The sequence below is a fragment of the Desulfobaculum senezii genome (assembly GCF_054657395.1).
On the sequence record NZ_BAAHYU010000003.1, the window covers coordinates 1087621 to 1102842 of the forward strand.

General features: G+C 62.6%; 10 protein-coding genes. 8 read left to right on the plus strand and 2 right to left on the minus strand.

The features are described 5' to 3' along the window. Positions 1-36: 36 nt before the first annotated feature. The 8 genes from purF to ACYQ2T_RS13795 all read left to right on the plus strand — a co-directional run bounded on the left by purF (position 37) and on the right by ACYQ2T_RS13795 (position 11603). On the plus strand, positions 37-1425 hold the full coding sequence (gene purF, locus ACYQ2T_RS13760; protein WP_459901334.1) for an amidophosphoribosyltransferase: 1389 nt from the start codon (positions 37-39) through the stop codon (positions 1423-1425). A gap of 29 nt (positions 1426-1454) precedes the next feature. Next, positions 1455-2447: a KpsF/GutQ family sugar-phosphate isomerase gene (locus ACYQ2T_RS13765; RefSeq protein WP_459901336.1), complete on the plus strand. Its 993-nt coding sequence runs from the start codon at positions 1455-1457 to the stop codon at positions 2445-2447. A gap of 97 nt (positions 2448-2544) precedes the next feature. Then, positions 2545-4098 carry an ArnT family glycosyltransferase gene (locus ACYQ2T_RS13770; protein ID WP_459901629.1) on the plus strand — a complete coding sequence of 518 codons (1554 nt, stop codon included), beginning with the start codon at positions 2545-2547 and terminating at the stop codon, positions 4096-4098. A 2-nt stretch (positions 4099-4100) separates the two neighbouring features. Then, on the plus strand, positions 4101-4670 hold the full coding sequence (locus tag ACYQ2T_RS13775; protein ID WP_459901338.1) for a zinc/iron-chelating domain-containing protein: 570 nt from the start codon (positions 4101-4103) through the stop codon (positions 4668-4670). Next, a complete protein-coding gene (locus ACYQ2T_RS13780; protein WP_459901339.1) occupies positions 4667-7048 on the plus strand; it encodes a penicillin-binding protein 1A in 2382 nt (793 codons plus the stop codon). Before ACYQ2T_RS13775 ends, ACYQ2T_RS13780 begins: the two co-directional genes overlap by 4 nt. Positions 7049-7450: 402 nt before the next feature. Continuing rightward, on the plus strand, positions 7451-8344 hold the full coding sequence (locus tag ACYQ2T_RS13785; RefSeq protein WP_459901340.1) for a flagellin N-terminal helical domain-containing protein: 894 nt from the start codon (positions 7451-7453) through the stop codon (positions 8342-8344). Positions 8345-8816: 472 nt separating this feature from the next. Continuing rightward, positions 8817-11219, plus strand: coding sequence for a PAS domain S-box protein (locus ACYQ2T_RS13790; protein ID WP_459901341.1), 2403 nt, complete (start codon positions 8817-8819; stop codon positions 11217-11219). A 36-nt stretch (positions 11220-11255) separates the two neighbouring features. After that, positions 11256-11603 (plus strand): phenylpyruvate tautomerase MIF-related protein, encoded by a 348-nt coding sequence (locus tag ACYQ2T_RS13795; protein ID WP_459901343.1) that lies wholly within the window; start codon positions 11256-11258, stop codon positions 11601-11603. Between the two features lie 158 nt (positions 11604-11761). On the opposite strand, the gene ACYQ2T_RS13800 is transcribed toward ACYQ2T_RS13795, so the two are convergent. Together ACYQ2T_RS13800 and ACYQ2T_RS13805 are read right to left on the minus strand one after the other, a co-directional pair. Further along, positions 11762-12889: a (Fe-S)-binding protein gene (locus tag ACYQ2T_RS13800; protein WP_459901345.1), complete on the minus strand. Its 1128-nt coding sequence runs from the start codon at positions 12887-12889 to the stop codon at positions 11762-11764. A 193-nt stretch (positions 12890-13082) separates the two neighbouring features. Then, positions 13083-15128, minus strand: a complete 2046-nt coding sequence (locus ACYQ2T_RS13805) for a peptidase U32 family protein (RefSeq protein ID WP_459901347.1) — start codon at positions 15126-15128, stop codon at positions 13083-13085. Positions 15129-15222 lie beyond the last annotated feature (94 nt).

The following is a 15222-nucleotide window of genomic DNA, read 5'->3' on the forward strand; positions in this document are numbered from 1 at the left end:
CAACTACGCCGCCCAAGGGACGGCACCAGCATCACCATGAAGAAGGAATACTGCGGACTGTTCGGTATATACAATCATCCGGAAGCGGCACGGATGACCTACTTCGGCCTCTACGCGCAGCAGCATCGTGGACAGGAAAGCGCTGGCATCGTCACTTGGGACGGCAGCAAACTGCGCGAGCAGAAGGGTATGGGTCTGGTGGCTGACGTGTTCAACGAAAGCCACCTTAGCCGTCAGCTGAAAGGCGAAACCGCCATCGGCCACATCCGGTATTCAACCACCGGTGCCTCCCTTTTGCGCAACGCGCAGCCGTTTATGGTGCGCTTTGGCGACACCATGCTCGCCATCGCTCATAACGGCAATCTGGTGAATGCCCACGAACTGCGCCTGGAACTGGAGCGGGGTGGGGCGATCTTCCAGACCACCATGGATTCCGAGGTCATCGTGCACCTCATCGCCCGCTACATGAATGTGGAGGGCGACGACGTTGAGGAAGCGGTCGCCAAGTCCTGCGCACGCGTCAAGGGCGCCTTTGCCCTGCTGGTGCAGGCCAACGACAAGCTCATCGCCGTGAAGGACCCGTGGGGCTTTAGGCCCCTGTCCCTCGGCCGCGTGGGCGACGCCTACGTGCTGGCCTCCGAAACCTGCGCCTTTGATCTGCTTGAGGCTGACTGTCTGCGCTCCCTGCGTCCGGGCGAGATGCTCGTTCTGGACAAGGACGGCCAGCGCAGCCGCCTGTATGCCAAGCCCAACGGCTGCAAACAGTGCATCTTTGAGCTGATCTACTTTGCGCGTCCGGACTCCGACGTCTTTGGGCAGAATGTGTACGAGCGGCGCAAGGCCATGGGTATGGCTCTCGCAACGGAAGCGCCCGTTGACGCCGACTTCGTCATGCCGTTCCCGGATTCCGGCAACTACGCCGCTGTGGGCTATGCGCAGGCGTCCGGCCTGCCCTTTGAGCAGTGCATGATCCGCAACCACTACGTGGGCCGTACGTTTATCCAGCCCTCGCAGGATATGCGCGACTTCGGCACCCGCGTGAAGCTCAACCCCGTACGCAGCATGGTCAAGGACAAGCGCATCGTGGTGGTGGAGGATTCCATCGTCCGAGGCACCACCATCCGTACCCGCGTGAAGAAACTGCGCGAGCTTGGCGCGCGCGAGATTCATATGCGTGTGGCCTGTCCGGCCATTAAGTTCCCGTGCTATTACGGCATTGACTTTTCGAGCAAGGGCGAGCTTATCGCGGCCAACCACGCCGTGGACGACATCGCCCGCTACATCGGACTGGACTCGCTGCATTATCTGTCTATTCCCGGCCTGCTTTCCTCCGTGGAAGGCCCGGATAACTTCTGTTTGGCCTGCTTTGACGGCAACTACCCCATCCCGCCCTGCGAGAATGGCGGCAAGCTGTGCATGGAGTAGGTCCCTAACCTGTAGGTAGAACGAATCAGATGACACCCAAGTCACAAGAACGCGACTGGCTGGCCCTTGGCCGCGAGACGCTTGATATCGAAATCGAAGGCCTGAAGGCCGTTCAGAACAAGCTGAACGGCGGCTTTGTGGCCGCGCTGGAACTGATGGGCGGCTGCTCCGGCCGTGTGGTGGTGACGGGTATTGGCAAGTCCGGCCTTGTGGGCCGCAAGATTGCCGCAACCCTCTCCAGCACCGGCACGCCGTCCTTCTTCCTGCATCCGGTTGAGGGGGCGCACGGCGACCTTGGCATGCTCCGCGCCGAGGATGTCGTCCTTGCCATCTCCAACTCCGGCGAGACGGACGAACTCAACGCCATTCTTCCGGCCCTCAAGAAGATTGGCATCCGCATCATCGGCATGACCGGGCGCGAGGATTCCTCCCTCGGCCAGCTGTCCGATGTGGTCCTGGACAGCGGCGTCCCGCGTGAAGCGTGTCCGCTGGGCCTTGCACCAACGGCAAGCACCACCGCAACGCTGGCCCTTGGCGATGCGCTGGCCGCTTGCCTCATTACGTGGAACCGCTTTGAAAAAGAGGACTTTGCCACACGGCATCCCGGCGGCTCCCTCGGCCAGCGCCTCAAGGCCTGTGTCCGCAACTTGATGCATACCGACGACCTGCCCGTGGCCGACGTGGAAACGTCCCTTGGCGAGGCGCTTATCGCCCTCAACGAGGGCGGCCTTGGCGCCCTTGCCCTCACTGATGCGGCGGGCCGCCTGCAGGGCATCCTGACGGACGGCGACGTCCGCCGCGCCCTGTGCGCAGGGGACACCGATCCGCAGGCCTCCGTGACCAACGTCATGACCAAGAATCCCTCGCATGTGTCGCCCGCCATCGCGGCCGCTGAGGTGTTGGACATGATGGAGGCGCGCGAGATTACGGTTATTCCCGTCGTTGACGACGACGGCGTGCTCCTCGGGATGGTGCACCTGCACGACCTGCTGGGCAAGGGACACCTCAAGTTCTCCGCGTAGGCGGAGCATGGAAGAGTGCATGGATCAACAGACATTCACAACTGACAATCGCGTATTGGGATGCCGGCCTGGTGTATTGGCCGGCGTTCTCATTTTGATGACGACCGTGGCGCGCATCGCCTTTATCCTGTCCGGCCAGCTCGACCTGGTGCAGGACGAGGCCCAGTATTGGGACTGGTCGCGCACGTTCCAGCTGTCCTACTTCACCAAGGGTCCGCTCATTGCGTGGATCATTGGTGCGGGCACGGCGGTATTCGGCGATACGGCCCTTGGCGTGCGCATTGGCGCCGTGCTTGGCGCGGCGGCGACACAACTGGTGATGTACCTTGGCGTAGCGCGCCTGTGGGGCCGCCCCCGCTTGGCGCTGTTGTCCATCGTGGTGCTGAACTGTTCGCTGCTTGCCATGGCGTCCGGTATTTTGATGACCACGGACAACCCACTGCTGGTGTGCTGGCTGACGGCGCTGTTTAGCCTGTATTGGGCCTCGCGCGAGCCGGACCGCTGGCTGTCGTATATTCTGCTGCTGCTGGCCATGGCCGTCGGCACGCTGGCGAAGTACATGATGCTGGCCTTTGTGCCCGTGGCGCTGGTGTTCATGTGGCTGCTGTCGCGCAACGGGCTGACCACGGGCACCTTTGTGCGCCGTGTGCTCGGTTGCTGCATTCTCGGCGGCGTGCTTGGGATGCTGCCCATCATGATCTGGAACGTGCAAAATGATTTTGCTGGCGTGCGCCACGTGCTGCACCTTGGCGGCATGTCCGGCTCCCGCGCCGAAGCCTTTGTGCGTTTTGACAAGTTTCCGGAGTACATCGGCAGCCAGATTGGCCTGCTGATGCCGTGGTGGTTTGCCTTTATGCTCATGGGCGCGGCTGGCGTGGTGACCTCCCTGCGCGATGCGCCCGGCAAGGCCGCGCGCAACGTGGAGACGCTGGGCTACCGGCAGAAGGCGCTGCTGGCCGCAGGATTCTGGCCCATCTGGGGCTTCTTTATCCTGTGGTCGTTCCACACCAAGATTAATCCCAACTGGTCGGCAGTCAGCTACGCCAGCGGGTTCATCCTTGCCGCCGCCGCGTGGGACGCGGTGTGGCGCCGCCGGGGTGGGCGCAACTGGCGTGTGTGGCCGTGGCCCTTTGTCGGGCTGGCGCTCATGACCATGCTCATGGTGCATGATCTCTTTCCCCTGCCGTGGCGCTATGAAGGGCGCGTGCCCTTTGCCGGGCAGGTGCACATTGAGAATCCCATCCTGCACCTGAAGGGCTGGGACGACCTTGGCGACACCGTGGACGAGATGCGCCGCACCCGTTTTGACGACCCGGACAAGGTCTTTCTGTTTGGCGAGAACTACGACGTGACCTCGGCCCTGTCGTGGCACGTTCCCGGCAAGGAGCGGGCCTACTGCCTGCCCGGTGGCCGCCGCCTGAATCAGTACGACCTGTGGCCCGGCCCGCAGGCCAAGGCCGGGTGGGACGCCATCTTTGTGCGCAAGAAGTTCAAGGGACCAAACGACGGCTTGCTCAAATATTTTGCAAGATATGAAACAATCCAGTACCAGTCTCGTCACGGGGGACGCCCTGCGCGGCGTTTCACCATCTATCTGTGCTATGACTATAACGGGACATGGCCAGCCATTAAAGGATCGGACGGGTACTAACGATGACGGACCCCCATGTGTGCGAGCGATGCGGGCAGCAGGGCACATCCTGCTGCGTGCTGACGCCGGGACAGGAGCAACACTGCTTTCCGCTTTCCGCTGCTGAGCGGGAGCGGATTCTGTCGTACTGCGGCGACGCCGGAGCCTTCGCCCTGGAGGTGAACACCGGTGCGTTCGTCCTTGGGGTAAAGCACGCCTTTCCCGGGGATGAGGACGCCATTGCGGCGCTCTTTCCCGTGGATGGGCACAGCACGCACTACCGTCTGGCGACCCATGCAGGCGGCTCCTGCGTCCTGCTTGGGCCCGAGGGCTGCGTACTGCCCCGCGAGGTCCGTCCGTACTACTGCCAGTTGTTTCCCTTTTGGGTTGCCCGTGGACGGGTGATGATCTTCGCTTCCCAGACGTGCCTTGCGCAGCAGACATCCACGGCCTTTGGCCGGTTGTCCGCCATGCTGGGCACCACGGAAAAGGAGGTCCGCCGCCTGCACGGGCAGCTTCGGCTGGCATGGGGGCTGGACCCACAAGACGGGGAGCCTACCGACTCAAAACGGCATAAACGGTTCGACATATGAAGAAAGTTCTCATTGCGATAGCCATCATCTGCGGCATAGGCGCCGTGTGTGGGCTTGGCGCGCTTGGCGGCCTGTATTATTGGGCGTCCAAGGATTTGCCGAGCTTTAAAAACATCACGGACTACACTCCGCCCCTCGTCACCACCGTCTACTCGGAGGACGAGCAGGTTCTGGGCTACTTCTACAAGGAAAAGCGTTTCCTCGTGAAGCTGAACGACATGCCGCACTATGTGCCGCAGTGCTTCCTCGCCGCCGAGGACTCCAGCTTCTACGAGCACGACGGGGTGGACCTTGTGGCCATCTTCCGCGCGTTTGTGAAGAACCTGCAGGCCGGGCACGTTGTGCAGGGCGGCAGTACCATCACCCAGCAGGTCATCAAGTCCCTGCTGCTGACGCCGGAGCGCAGCTACCAGCGCAAGCTCAAGGAAGCCATCCTTGCCTACCGTCTGGAGCGTCACCTTTCCAAGGATGACATTCTGACCATCTATCTGAACCAGATTTTCTTTGGCGCGCGTGCCTACGGCATCGAGGCCGCGGCGCGGGCCTACTTTGGCTGCCATGTGCAGGAGCTTACCCTTGCGCAGTCGGCCATGCTGGCGGGCCTGCCCAAGGGCCCAAGCGCCTACAATCCGTACCACAACATGGCCGGCGCCAAAAAGCGCCAGCGCTATGTGCTGGGCCGCATGCTGGAACTCAAGTGGATTACCCACGACCAGTATGAACAGGCCCTGAGCGAAGAGATTGTCCTGCGCCGCATGGAAGACCCCTCGTGGCGGCAGGGCGCGTACTACCTTGAGGAAGTACGCCGCCGTCTCATCGACCGCTACGGCGAGGATTTCGTCTACAACTCCGGCATGCACGTGTACACCGCCGTGAACCTGACGCATCAGTTGGCGGCGGAGAAGGCTGTGCGTGACGGGCTGCTCGCCTCGGCTAAGCGCCGCGGGTGGACAGGCCCCAACCAGCATCTGGACAACGCCCAGTGGGAAGGCTTCCTCAAGGAAAATCCCTACGTGGTGGACGCCCTTGATGTTGGTGAGTGGGTGGAAGTGCTGGTGACGGATGTCACCAAAGAGCGCGCCAAGGTCCGCTTTGGCGACTTCCACGGCGTTGTCACCGTGGAGGACGTGCACTGGGCGCGTCAACTTGACCCAAGCAAGGCCACCGACGAGGTGCCGAGCGTCAAGGACTGCCGCCTTGTCCTGCATGAGGGCGACATCATCTGGACCTCGGTAAAGGCCATTCCCGATGGCGTTGCCGACGGCTCCGCTCCGGCGGAAGAGGTCATCTGGCCGCTGGACCTTGAGCGCATGCCCGAGGTGCAGGGCGCACTGGTGTCCATGGTGCCTCAAACCGGCGAGGTCCGCGCCCTTGTGGGCGGCTACAGCTTTGAGACTAGCCAGTTTAACCGCGCCACGCAGGCCAGCCGCCAGCCCGGTTCCGCGTTTAAGCCCATTGTGTACTCCGCCGCCATTGATAGCGGCATGACGCCGTCCACGGTGCTGCTGGACGCCCCCATCGTCTACACGGACTATGAAAACGACCGCACGTGGAAGCCCGAGAACTTCGAGGGCGTGTTCTACGGCCCGACCCTGCTGCGCACCGCGCTGGTGAAGTCGCGCAACCTCGTGACCATCCGCATTGCCCAGCAGTTGGGGATTAGGACTATCATCGACCGCGCGCGGACCCTTGGCCTTGAGAGCGAATTCCCCGAAGACCTCTCGGTCAGCCTTGGCTCCTCGCCCGTGACGCCCATCAATTTGACGCAGGCCTACTCGGCCTTTGCGCGTGGGGGCAGCTGGATTAAGCCGCGGCTTATCCTGCGCGTGGAAAGTGCGTGGGGCGAAGAGCTTTACGTGAACAAGCCCCAGGTGCACGAGGCCATCTCGCCCGAGACGGCCTACATCATCACCAGCCTGCTCAAGCAGGTGGTCAGCGATGGCACTGCATGGCGCGTGCGCCGCGCCTTCTCCCGCCCCATGGCGGGCAAGACCGGCACCTCCAACGAGGAGCAGGACGCGTGGTATGTGGGCTTCACCCCGGACCTGCTGACCACGGTCTACGTGGGCTTTGACAAGATGACGCCCATGGGCAAATGGGAAACCGGCTCCCGCGCGGCGTCGCCCATTTGGATTGGCTACCGGCAGGCCGTGGAGGCGGAGTATCCCGTCCGCGACTTCCAGCAGCCTGCGGGCATTGTTATGGCCCGTGTGGATGCGGCCAGCGGCCTGTTGGCCGGGCCGGGCACCGAGAAGACCTTCACCTTGCCCTACAAGGCGGGCACCCAGCCCACGGAAACTGCGGAGCCGTCCACGGCGTCGCCTTCCGGCGGGGCCAAGGGGGCGGCGGGAGAGGACCTGCTGAAGCAGATTTTCTAGCCCGTCGGCCTTTTCCCGACTCTACAGCGCACCATGCCTTGGCATGGTGCGCTTTTTTGTGTGATGGCCAATGCGGGGTATCCGTCTGAGATATGGGGCGATTTGTCTGCAGTGGGTGGCGTCTGTGTCGTTGTGTGCATAATGCTTTCGTTGCTTTTCGGCTGTAAGGCGCTAAAAGGAATGCATATTTATGATGCGCTGAGTTTTTTTAAGAAAAATGCAATGCATTTTCGGCGTGTTGTGGTGTTTTGTTGAATGTTGTGTATTGGCCGGTATAAAGTGACGCCTTGTAAAGGTCGATACATCTTGCAAGTGGGGAGGGGCAACAGGTCCACTTTGGGGGAAGATAAGGACACTGGCCCCTGACGGCAAGGAAGCCTTTGCATTCAAGGAGGAAAGGCTATGTCACTTATCATCAATCATAACTTGATGGCGATGAACGCCGCCAGAAACCTGGCTGTGTCGTTCGGGGCCCTTGGGGTGTCAACACGGCGCCTGTCGTCCGGACTGCGTGTGGGGATGTCGTCCGACGACGCGGCAGGATTGGCCGTCCGCGAATTGATGCGGGCGGACATTGCGTCCCTGAATCAGGGGGTGCGAAACGCCAACGACGCTATCTCCCTCATCCAGACGGCAGACGGCGCGTTGCAGGTCATTGACGAAAAGCTCATCCGTATGAAGGAGCTGGCCTCGCAGGCCGCGACAGGCTCCTACAGTTCGGAGCAGCGCCTGATCATTGATTCGGAGTACCAGGCCATGGCCTCGGAGATTACCCGAATCGCCAACGCGACGGACTTTAACGGCATTGCGCTGTTAAACGGCAACCTTTCGACGACAACACACGACGGGTCGGGGTTGCAATCGACGGGAAAGCTCAAGATCCACTTCGGTACGGCGAATGACAGCGCCGAGGACTACTACTACATCCAGGTCGATACGGCGACCGCCTCCGCTCTTGGCATCGGCAACGGTGCCGGGTCCTCCAGCGAAGGGTACACCGTATCCACCCAGTCCGCGGCGCAGAATGCCCTCGAGGGCTTGCAGGATGCCATTGTCTCCAAGGACAACATCCGCGCCAAGCTCGGGGCCATTCAGAACCGTTTGCAGAACACGGTCTCCAACCTGCAGATTCAGGCCGAGAACCTGCAGGCGGCCGAGTCCCGCATCTCCGACGTGGACGTTTCACAAGAGATGACGGAGTTCGTGAGAAACCAGATTCTCTCACAGTCGGCCGTAGCCATGCTCGCACAGGCTAACGCGCTGCCTCGTATGGCCATGACTCTGCTCAGCGCATAATTGAACGTTCCGGCATGATGCCGGATGGCTGTGACCGGCTTGTTTGTCGTCTGACCTGATGCATCCCCCGCGTAAACAAGGGGCGAAACCGTAACGGTTTCGCCCTTTTGTTGCGTATGGTTCCAGTTGTGATTTTTGCATTGAAAGATTACATCACGGTGTGAATGCCAGTGTTGTCCCAGACCTAGAGTTGTCCCTGACGCCAGTTTTTAGAAACACGGTGCGGTGCGTGCGGCGTTCATGATGCCGGCGGCGTTTATGGCGCTGCCGAGGCCGGGGCATGCGTTCGGCGTCATCAGAGCCAATGGCGCACGCGATGGGCGGGGACAGTGGGGCGCTGGCGCGTGCTCGGTGATGGCGGCTTGAGGGGGCCGCCCGTACTCGACATCCATTTCCGCCAAAGAGCGGACACACCCAAGGGGGAACAAGAGGGGTTATGGGGTTTTCATCGGAGTCTCGCATAGGCAGGGATTTGGTTTGGCTTGCAGGCTGCGCCATCGTGTGCTGCGCTGTGCTGCTGTGGCTGGTGGCCGTGCGCGGCATCGGCACGGTTGGCGAATTTGCCGCGCAGGTCAACGCGCAGAACATCCACTCCCTGGCCACGCAATATATCGGGCGTACGGTGGAGGAGAGCGCCATGCGCTACGATACCATCGCCCGCAGCGCGCAGGCATTGGCCGAGGCCGCCGCGATTCAGGCCGCGCGTGCTTTGGACGTGCGTCATGCGGTTGGCTCTGCGCCGGAACGGCTGGAGCTGGATGAAAGGCGCGGCGTGTACAACTCCCCACAGGATGCGGCGGTCACCTGTCTGTATTGGGGCGCGCCGCAACAGTTGCCGCAGGCAAGAGAGCGCCTTGGCGCGCTGGCTTCTGTGGATTCCATCCTTGTGCAGGCGACCCGCCGGCTCCCCGGCGTGAAGAGCGCATGGGTGATGCTTGATGACGGCAGCGCCCGCTTTGCGCCGGTGGGGACACTGTTTGCCGACGTGCCGCACCCCGGCGATTATGATTTCCGTAAGCTCACCAGCTACAGCCTTGCCATGCCGGATGTGAATCCTGACGGAAACAGCGTGTGGAGCGAGGTCTATCGCGATACCGCCGACCATGGCGCGTACGTGGTGACAGTTGTTGCGCCGGTCATTTCCTCATCCGGCGCCTTTCTTGGCGCGGCAGGCGTCGATTTTTCCCTTGATCTGTTGGTGGACGATATCCGCGGCCTGAGCCATCGGCCCGGTGAGTTCAGCTTTTTGCTGGACGGACAGGGGCGTGTGGTGGTGATGCCCATCGGCCATGCCTCGGTACTGGGGCTGTCCCCGGAGGTTGGCGCGACAGGCACCCCGCAGGATGCGGACCTGAACCAAAGCGGTGAGCCCGCCATGCGCACCGCAGCGCAGGAAATGATACTCGGGCGCTCCGGGGTGCGCACGGTGGGCCTTGGGGGCAAGGACTATCTGCTGGGCTTTCATCCATTGCCTTCCACCAAGTGGAGCTTTGCGACCATTGTCCCGTGCGCGTCCATTTTGTCGTCCGTTTCCGTGACCCGCGCGGCCATGAGCAACACCGTGGGGACGGCGCGTGTGACGCATACGCTGTTGGCGGTGGGCGTTGGCGGCATGATGTTTTTCATCCTGACAGGCTTTGTGCGGCGGCGGGTGCTGACGCCGGTGCGCAAGCTCGTGGATGCCACGGAGGCCGTGGGCGCCGGACGCCTTGAGCACCGGCTGGAGGGCTTTCGGGATGACGAGTTCGGCCAACTGGCCCGGGCGTTCAACTCCATGACCTTTGAAATCGCCAAAAACCGTGATGCCTTGGCACAGGCCGAAAGCAGCTACCGCAGCATTTTTGAGAACGCGGTGGAAGGCATCTTCCAGACGGACCTCAGCGGGCGGCTGCTCAGCGCCAACCCGGCCTTGGCGTCCATGCTTGGGTACGCGTCGACAGAGCAGATTTTGGCCGAGGTCAGCGACGTGGGACAGCAGGTGTACGCAGACCCCAAAATGCGTGAGGAATTTATCCTGGGCGTTGTTGAGGGGATGGAACCGTTTGTCTTTGAGGCGCAGCTTATACGGCGCGATGGCACACGCTTTTGGGCGCGGTGGCAGGGCAAGAGCACCCGGGACGACACGGGCGCGGTGGTGTGCTTTACCGGCCTACTGGAAAACGTGACCGAACGCCGCAATGCGCAGGAGCGCATCCACGCCCTGAATAAAGAATTGCTCATGGCGCAGGAGCACGAGCGAAAGCTTCTTGCCCTGCATTTGCACGACAACATCGCCCAAAATCTGTCGTATCTGAAAATTCAATCCCGCATCATGGCCGAGCGTGCCTCGGGCGGTGATTCCTCCCTGCATGAGGAATTTGCGCGCGTGCTTTCGGAAACCATCGACGCCGTGCGCAACATGGCCTACGAGCTGCGCCCCTCCGGGCTGGATGAATTGGGGCTGGTGCGCACGCTGGAGCTGTTTTGTTCCGAGTTCGAGCAACGCTATAGCGTGCCGGTGTCATTTTCCGCCGCAGGAATGGAGAGCGTACCGGTTGCGCCGGAGGTGCAGATTAATATCTTCCGCATTGTGCAGGAAGCACTGCGCAACGTGGCGCGGCATTCGCGGGCCAGCAAGGCCAGCGTGAAGCTGGTCGCCTCGCACCCCAACCTTATTGTGCGCATCCGCGACGACGGTATGGGCTTTGACCCGGAGCGCCAGCAGGAGAACGCTGTCCGCTCGCGCCGTATGGGCGTGCAGGGCCTCAAGGAGCGCGCGCGGCTTATGGACGGGGAGTTGCAGATTGTGTCCCGCCCCGGCAAGGGGACGTCCATTTCTTTGGAGGTGCCCATAGACAGGGCGTGGGACGACGCCACCATGCCCCGATCCCTGTAACGCGGGCAAACACCGCAAGCCCCAAGGAGGCGGAATATGCCGTATGTGAGTGTGGCGACTAATGTGCCGATGGACGCTGGCGAGGCCGGGCGCGTGGCCCGCCTTGTGTCGCAGTGCGCCGTTCAGGCCACGGGCAAGGATGAACAGTGGGTCATGGCGCGCGTGGAGCCGGGACAGGCGCTGTGCTATGGCGGCACAGACGAACCGGCCGCGTACGTGGAATTCAAAAACGTGGGGCTGGATGCCGACGCCTGTGCGTCCATTACGGACAGCCTGTGCGCCCTGCTGAGCGCGCAGTGCGGGGTGCCGCCGGAGCGCGTGTACGTGGAATTTAAGAGCCTGGAGCGCCGCCTGTTCGGATGGAATGGACGCACGCTCGGATAGTGCGCCAGCCAGCGCGGCGCGGCAATCCGTCCTAAGAGGAAGGCTGCTGCCGTCCGAAAAGTGCCGCGCGATATGACCACGAAAAAAGGCCCCTGCAGAGATGCGCTCTGCGGGGGCCTTGTCATTATCAGGGGCAATCTGTCGGGCGCCGCGGCCTGTTAGAACGTCTTTTGCCGCCGCCGGGAGGTGTGGGTGGTCAGGGTCTTGCGCAGGCGGCGCTTGAGGCCAAGGCGGTTCAAGTAGGTGACGGGCGCGCGGGAGATGCGTGCGTAGCCCAGCATGGTGCGCTGGGGCCAGAAGACAAGGTCCAAAATGTGGACCGTCGGCGCGCTGCGCATCAAGGTGTTCACACATCCGGCGCAGAAGGTGACAATGGTGCGTCCGTCAGCTTCCTTGGCGCGGCGGGTGGTCCATGTCTTGCCCATGTCTGCCGCCACAAGGGGCACGGCGCCGCCTTCGCCGCAGCACAGGGTCTTTGCGCCGTGGTGGGGCATCTCCTCAACATCCAGCCCCCGGCGCTCAAGCAGGGTGCGCACCGCCTGCTGCGAGGACGGGTGGTCGCGCAGGACGCAGGGGTCGTGCACCGTGACCGTGCCGGAAACGGCCTCCTCCGGCGGTAGGGGATTGGCGGCCAGAATTTCATAGACCGTGACAGGCGTCAGACCCTCGCCGTAGCGCGAGAACATGGCGTGACAGCTGGGGCACGCCGTCAGCACGGTGGTGACGCCATTGTCCACAAGCCACTGCCGCAGGTCGCCGAAGGCGTCGTCAAAGTCCTGCGCGCACCCAAGGTCGTGCGAGGGCTTGGAGCAGCAGTCAAGGACAATGCCAAGGCCGGGAATATGGCTGGCAAGGTGCTCGTAGAGGGTGTTGGTCAGTGCCGGACGCGTTCCGCTGAGGGTGCAGCCCGGGAAGAAGACTGTGTCGCATCCTTCGGGCAGGCCGTACCATGAAAAAAGGGGCGAGGTGCCTGTGCGCTCGTAGCTGAGAATGCGCTTGTGCTCACGCAGGGGACCAACGCCGCGTCGCACGGCCTCCTGCCGCAGGGTCAGGAACATGGTTCGGGGGTTCAGGTCCACGGGGCAGACCTCGGCGCACAGCCCGCACAGGCTGCACTGGTAGGCGCTTAGGGTCTTATGGGCGGTATCGACGCACCGGGCGATGGACCCCGGGGTACCGGACGCCGTTAAAAAGGCGCACTCGTCCACACATTTGCCGCAGTCGATGCATGTGTCAGCCACGGCGGCGATGGTGGCGGAGGCGTTCATGAGTGAAGACGGGGACATACTGGCTCCTGCTTATGCTTTGACCGCCGAGTATAGGCCGGGACAGGACGCAGGGCAAGACGTTGCACAGCACATTGGCCCCAACTCCCCCAGAAAATCGCGCGACTTGGACTTTTCGCGCGCCTGCGCAAAGAAAACGCCGCCCCGCATGATTCATGCAGGGCGGCGCTGTCGTGCGGTATGACAGGGACGGCTACAGGAGCTTGAGGTCCCAGTTGAAGGTGCTCACGCGGTTGGCGCGGGGCACGTCGCGGGGTTTGGACTCGTGCAGGTGCACAAAGGCGCTGTAACCGGACTTGGACAGCTCCTGTTCCTTTTCGCGAAGGTCAATGCCCCAGCTGGGATAAATCCAGTGGTTCTGGCCGTAGCGGCGCGCGTAGCAGACTTCCTTCATGGGGCTGATAAAGGGCTTTTCCGCCTTGAAGCCCGACGGCTCGATGCGCGTGATGCCAAGGGGCCATTGGCCCGTGGTCACGAAGCCCAGCGGCAGCGGCGCGGCCTTGCCAAGGGCAAGGGCGTCGTCGCGGCTGAGTTCGGTGCTGGCGATGGCGCCGTCAAAGCCCATCTCACCCAGCCACTCAAGGGCAAGGGGATTGGCGATGTTGCAGAAGGGGCCAGCCCACATGATGAGGCGGTCTTCCTTCTCGCGCTGTTTGGCGCCGGGCTTTTTGGGCTTGCGCTTAATGGCCACGGCGCGGGGCAAGCGGGGCAGTTCCGTGGGGAACAGGGACTTCTGCCACGGCGCGCCAAGGACAAAGCGGCGCGCGCCGCCCTTGACGAGGCGGGTAATGCAGTCCTGCCAGTCCTGCTCCTCGTTGGGCCAAATGACGGGCGGCAGCCACCACCACAGGCGCATGGCAAGGCCGGGTTTGACCTCGCGCGCGGCCTTGGGCGTCAGCCATACGCCGGAGCCGTCATTGAGCTTGTTATTGCCCTGCCTGCGCGACACATGCAGATGCAGCGGGCGCGCGGCGGGTTTTGCGGGCTTAGGCATGGTCGGCTCAAAGGAGGACGACTGGCCGGTTTTGACCTTGATGGCGGACAGGCGCTTTTCCAGCGCGTTCAGCTCCTTGCTGAGTTCCGGCTCGCGGCGGTCGATGAGGAACACCGGGCTGCTGGGGCGCGGCGGACGGCCCTTGGCCAAAAAGTCCAGCCGGCCACCTTTGGGGATGGATTTGCGGACCTTGATGATTTGGTGCCCGGGCTCATCCTCGTACCCCACGCGCACCAGGTCGCCGGGGATGAGGGGAATGCGGGGCGAAAAGCTGAGCTTGCGCGTTTTGGCCTTGCCCAGCTTGTCGATAAGCAGGCCGGACGCCGTGGGGCGGTCCGGGTCCGTGGGCACGTAGGGGCGCTGGGGCAAAAAGGCGTAGTGGGTGCCGCGGCGGCCAAGGGCCTGCTTCAAAAAGTCCACGGCCATCTTTTTTGCCTCGGGGTCATTGCCGTGATCGCGCAGCATCTTGTAGGCTTTGACGGTGTAGTAGACGTAGTGCGGCCCCTTGCGGCGGCCCTCAATCTTCCACGAGCGGACCTCGGGAACTTCGCGCAGGGTCTTGACCAAAGTATCCAGTGTGAGATCGTTACAGGAGAAGAAGCGACCTGTGGTACTCTTTTGGGTGTAGACGCGGCGGCAGGGCTGTACGCAGCGCCCGCGCAGGCCGCTCTTGCCGCCAAGGTAGGAGCTCCAGTAGCAGCGGCCGGACACGTTGTAGCACAGCGCGCCGTGGACGAAGACCTCAAGGTCCAAATCGTCCGGGCAGGCCTTGCCGCAGGCGCGGATCTCGTCGATGTTCAGCTCACGCGGGAGGACGACGCGGTCTACGCCTAGGGATTCGCGCATGTGGGGCAGTGCGGCGGGGGAACCGGCGTTGGCCAGCGTGGACAGATGGAGTTCGCCAGCGAATCCGCTCTGTTTTGCGAGCTTGACCATGCCGGGATCCTGTAGAATAAGTGCCGCCGGACGCACGTGCTTGTTCAGCCGGTCCAGCAGACGACCTGCGGCCTCGGCTTCGCCGGGCTTGAGCATGCTGTTCATGGCGACGTGGACGCGGCAGTTCTTTTCTGCGGCCAGCTCGGTGAGCGCCGCAAGTTCCGCGATGGAAAAGTTCCCGGCTTCCGCGCGGGCGGAGAAATGCTTCAGGCCAAGGTAGACCGCATCTGCACCAGCGGCGAGCGCCGCCAAAAATGCAGGACGGTCCCCGGCAGGAGCGAGGATCTCGGGTTGTCTGGATATATTCATGTTGCTTCGCCTGAGTTTTTACGGTGGAGCGTTCAATTAACGCGACGGCGACCAATAAGGGATTGCATCGATGTTTGCAAATGCATGTACTGAC

Coding starts and splice junctions, on each gene's coding strand:
- ACYQ2T_RS13765 (WP_459901336.1), top strand. CDS start 1,455: ATGACACCCAAGTCACAAGAACGCGACTGGCTGGCCCTTGGCCGCGAG.
- ACYQ2T_RS13780 (WP_459901339.1), top strand. CDS start 4,667: ATGAAGAAAGTTCTCATTGCGATAGCCATCATCTGCGGCATAGGCGCC.
- ACYQ2T_RS13770 (WP_459901629.1), top strand. CDS start 2,545: ATGACGACCGTGGCGCGCATCGCCTTTATCCTGTCCGGCCAGCTCGAC.
- ACYQ2T_RS13800 (WP_459901345.1), bottom strand. CDS start 12,889: ATGTCCCCGTCTTCACTCATGAACGCCTCCGCCACCATCGCCGCCGTG.
- ACYQ2T_RS13795 (WP_459901343.1), top strand. CDS start 11,256: ATGCCGTATGTGAGTGTGGCGACTAATGTGCCGATGGACGCTGGCGAG.
- purF (WP_459901334.1), top strand. CDS start 37: ATGAAGAAGGAATACTGCGGACTGTTCGGTATATACAATCATCCGGAA.
- ACYQ2T_RS13805 (WP_459901347.1), bottom strand. CDS start 15,128: ATGAATATATCCAGACAACCCGAGATCCTCGCTCCTGCCGGGGACCGT.
- ACYQ2T_RS13785 (WP_459901340.1), top strand. CDS start 7,451: ATGTCACTTATCATCAATCATAACTTGATGGCGATGAACGCCGCCAGA.
- ACYQ2T_RS13775 (WP_459901338.1), top strand. CDS start 4,101: ATGACGGACCCCCATGTGTGCGAGCGATGCGGGCAGCAGGGCACATCC.